We start from the raw sequence: 2936 nt of genomic DNA, 5'->3' as shown, positions 1-2936 counted from the left end.
CCTTGCACCTGCCGTCTATCGACCAGGTAGTCTACCTGGGCCCTTACCGGAAGGAGAACTAATCCCTGGAACGGCTTCCCGCTTAGATGCCTTCAGCGGTTATCCGCGCCGCACGCGGCTACCCGGCCGTGCCGTTGGTCGACAACCGGTTCACCGGAGGTGCGTCCACCCCGGTCCTCTCGTACTGGGGGCAGCCTCCATCGATTCTCCTGCGCCCACGGAGGATAGGGACCGAACTGTCTCACGACGTTCTGAACCCAGCTCGCGTACCGCTTTAAACGGCGAACAGCCGTACCCTTGGGACCTGCTCCAGCCCCAGGATGCGATGAGCCGACATCGAGGTGCCAAACCTTGCCGTCGATGTGGACTCTTGGGCAAGATCAGCCTGTTATCCCCGGAGTACCTTTTATCCGTTGAGCGACGGCCCACCCACTCGGGGCCGCCGGATCACTAGAGCCTGCTTTCGCACCTGCTCGGCTTGTGGGCCTCGCAGTCAAGCCCGCTTGTACTCTTGCATTCAAAAGGACGGTTGCCGACCGTCCCGAGCGGACCTTCGCGCGCCTCCGTTACCCTTTAGGAGGCGACCGCCCCAGTCAAACTGCCCGCCTGGCACGGTCCCCGAGCCGGTTGACGGCCTCGGGTTAGGACGCCGGTCGCGCGAGGGCAGTATTCCAAGGGCGGCTCCCCGGGGGCTGGCGCCTCCGGATCGATGCCTCCTGCCTATCCTCTACACGCGGGACCAGCGGCCAATGCCAAGCTGCAGTGAAGGTTCACGGGGTCTTTCCGTCCTTCCGCGGGTAAGTCGCATCTTCACGACCAGTGCAATTTCACCGGGTCCATGGTCGAGACAGCGCCCAAGTCGTTGCGCCTTTCGTGCAGGTCGGAACTTACCCGACAAGGAATTTCGCTACCTTAGGACCGTTATAGTTACGGCCGCCGTTTACCGGGGCTTGGCTTCGGGGCTTCGCCTTGCGGCTAACTCCTCCGCGTGACCTTCCGGCACCGGGCAGGCGTCAGACCCTATACGTCGCCTTGCGGCTTCTGCAGAGTCCTGTGTTTTTGGTAAACAGTCGCTTGGGCCTCTCCACTGCGGCCCGCCTCCGCTCCCCGGGCGAGCCGGTTCACGTACGCGCGGGCACCCCTTCTCCCGAAGTTACGGGGCCATTGTGCCGAGTTCCTTGACCATGGTTGACCCGATCGCCTCGGTATGTTCTACCCACCCACCTGTGTCGGTTTGCGGTACGGGCGCGCACGCGCCTGCCTAGGGGTTTTTCTAGGGACCTCGGGCTCACTCGCTTCGCTTAAGTGCTTCGTCCGGAGCCTCGCCCTCGTGCGGACCGGATTTCCCTGGTCCGCGGGCCGCGCTCCATCACGGGGACGTCCAGAACCCCGCCGAGCCACCCCCATCCGTCGCCCCGTCGGTCGTAGCGCCGCGTGCGCGGTGCAGGAATGTCTGCCTGCTGCGCGTCGGCTACGCCTCCCGGCCTCGCCTTAGCCCCCGACTGACCCTGGGAGGATTAGCCTTGCCCAGGAAACCTCGGGTTCACGGCGGACGAGTTACTCTCTCGTCTCTCGCTACTCATGCCAGCATTCTCACTCCCATGCGCTCCACCGCCGGTCGCCCGGCGGCTTCCCCGCCCATGGGAAGCTCCCCTACCGATTCTGAAAATCAAAATCCCGCCGCTTCGGTGTCCAGCTTAGCCCCGTGTATTGTCGGCGCATGTCCACTCGACCAGTGAGCTGTTACGCACTCTTTGAATGGATGGCTGCTTCTAAGCCAACATCCTGGTTGTCTGGGCGGACGCACATCCTTTGCCACTCGGCTGGAACTTGGGGACCTTAGCGGGCGGTCCGGGCTGTTTCCCTCTCGAGCACACAGCTTAGCCCACATGCTCTGACTGCCGCGCTCTGGGCCGCCGGCATTCGGAGTTCGGTTGGATTCGGTAGGCGGCGAAGCCCCCTCGTCCATCCGGTGCTCTACCTCCGGCGGTGAACGCGCGACGCTAGCCCTAAAGCTATTTCGGGGAGAACGAGATATCTCCGGGTTTGATTGGCCTTTCACCCCTATCCGCAGGTCATCGCCGCCGTTTTCAACCGACGTGCGTTCGGCCCTCCACGGGGTCTTACCCCCGCTTCAGCCTGCCCACGGATAGCTCACCCGGCTTCGCGTCCGCGGCGCGGGACTCAAGTCGCCCTGTTAAGGCTCGCTTTCGCTCCGGCTCCCTTTCGGTTAACCTCGCCCCGCGCCAGCGACTCGCTGGCTCATTCTACAAAAGGCACGCCGTCACACCCTTAAAGGGTGCTCCGACTGCTCGTGGGCGCACGGTTTCAGGTACTGTTTCACTCCCCTCCCGGGGTGCTTTTCACCTTTCCCTCACGGTACTGGTGCGCTATCGGTCACAGGGTAGTACTCAGGCTTGGATGGTGGTCCACCCAGGTTCGGACCGGGTTTCACGTGCCCGGCCCTACTCAGGGACCGCGTCGCGCCGTCCGGTCTGGGTTCGCGTACGGGGCTGTCACCCGCTGCGGCCGGCCCTCCCATGCCGTTCCGCTCCCCAGCCGGACCTGCGCCCGGGGGCGGCAGCCCCCGGATGCGCGGCCCTGCAACCCCGTCGGCGGAACCCCTGCCGGGTATGCCCGCTCGACGGTTTGGCCATCGGTCCCCTTTCGCTCGCCGCTACTCGGGGAGTCTCGAGATTGATTTCCTCTCCTCCGGGTACTTAGATGTTTCAGTTCCCCGGGTTGTCCTCCCGGCCCCTATGTGTTCGGGGTCGGGATATCCGTACTGCTACGGATGGGTTCGCCCATTCGGAGACCCCCGGGTCGAAGGATGTGTGCTCCTCGCCGGGGATTATCGCAGCTTGCCGCGTCCTTCATCGGCTCCCTGTGCCAAGGCATCCGCCGTGCGCCCGTGGTATCTTGCGGGACCGCATCGC

General features: G+C 64.3%; 1 rRNA gene. It reads right to left on the bottom strand.

From position 1 onward, the window contains the following. A 23S ribosomal RNA gene (locus tag ACESSC_RS09705) occupies positions 1-2925 on the bottom strand; the annotation flags it as partial. Positions 2926-2936 lie beyond the last annotated feature (11 nt).

This window comes from Collinsella aerofaciens, assembly GCF_964243765.1.
Taxonomy (GTDB): Bacteria; Actinomycetota; Coriobacteriia; order Coriobacteriales; family Coriobacteriaceae; genus Collinsella; species Collinsella aerofaciens_BU.
The sequence above is the reverse complement of the archived record's forward strand: the minus strand, read 5'-3'. Positions and strand labels throughout refer to the sequence as shown.